The organism is Streptomyces phytophilus, assembly GCF_013870535.1.
Taxonomy (GTDB): domain Bacteria; phylum Actinomycetota; class Actinomycetes; order Streptomycetales; family Streptomycetaceae; genus Streptomyces; species Streptomyces phytophilus.
On record NZ_JACBXC010001741.1, the window covers coordinates 1 to 1,005 of the forward strand.

The window sequence follows — 1,005 nt, forward strand, 5'->3', positions numbered from 1 at the left end:
GTGCCACGGGCCGTGCCGGATGGGCGCCACCCCGCTCGCCGCGCAACTGCGCGAACTGCACGACTGGCTGGAGGCGCATCCGCGGGACGTGGTGACCCTGATCCTCCAGGACGCCATCACCCCCCGCGACACCGCCCGCGCCTTCCGCGCCGCCGGCCTCGGGCCGTATCTCTACCGGCCCGACCCCGACCCCGCCGCCCCCTGGCCGACGCTCGGCGAGATGGCCGACTCCGGGCGGCGGCTCGTGGTGTTCGCCGAGGAGGCCGACGGGCCGGCGCCCTGGTACCGCAACTTCTACGACTACGCCGTCGAGACCCCGTACCGCGCGCGCAGCGCCGGCGACCTGAGCTGCGCGCCCCACCGCGGCGGCACCGACCCCCGCAAGCAGCTCTTCCTCCTCAACCACTTCGTCACCCACGGCATGGGCGCCCCCCGCGCCGAGGCCGCCGCCGTCAACGGCGCCGACGTCATCTACCGCCGTGCCAGGACGTGCGCGCTGCTGCGCGGGCGGCTGCCGACCATCATCGCCGTGAACCACATGACCCTCGGGGACGCCGCGGGCGCGGTACGGCGCCTCAACTCCGAGACGCCCTGAAGCAGGGCGCGGTCAGCCGCAGCGCGTTCCCTCCCGCGGCAGCCTGCCCTCGAACAGGAAGTCGTCGACGCTGCCGTCGACGCAGTCGTTCCCGGTGATGTAGCCGGTGTGGCCGTCGCCCCGGTAGGTCAGCACGACGGAGTCGTTGCCGAGGGCCTTCGCCATGTCCGCCCCGCCCTTGTACGGGGTGGCGGGGTCGCCGGTGGTGGCGACCAGCAGCGCCGCCGGGGCGTCCGCGGCGCGTACGTCGCGGGAGTCGTTGTCGCCGGGTACGGGCCAGCCCGTGCAGGTCAGCAACTGGCCGGCCATGAACGTGCCGAAGACCGGGGACGCCTTGGTGAACTCGGCCCTGGCCCGCTCCACGTCCGCCGCGGTGTAGCGGTCGCTGGTGTCGCGGCAGGTGACGGCGG

General features: G+C 74.6%; 2 protein-coding genes. One reads left to right on the forward strand and one right to left on the reverse strand.

The features are described from left to right. Positions 1–595 (forward strand): phosphoinositide-specific phospholipase C-related protein (locus tag H5J30_RS35665; RefSeq protein WP_508471344.1); only part of this gene is annotated, 595 nt, incomplete at its 5' end. Between the two features lie 12 nt (positions 596–607). Here H5J30_RS35665 and H5J30_RS35670 read toward each other — a convergent pair. Continuing rightward, positions 608–1,005 (reverse strand): alpha/beta hydrolase (locus H5J30_RS35670; protein ID WP_181791923.1); only part of this gene is annotated, 398 nt, incomplete at its 5' end.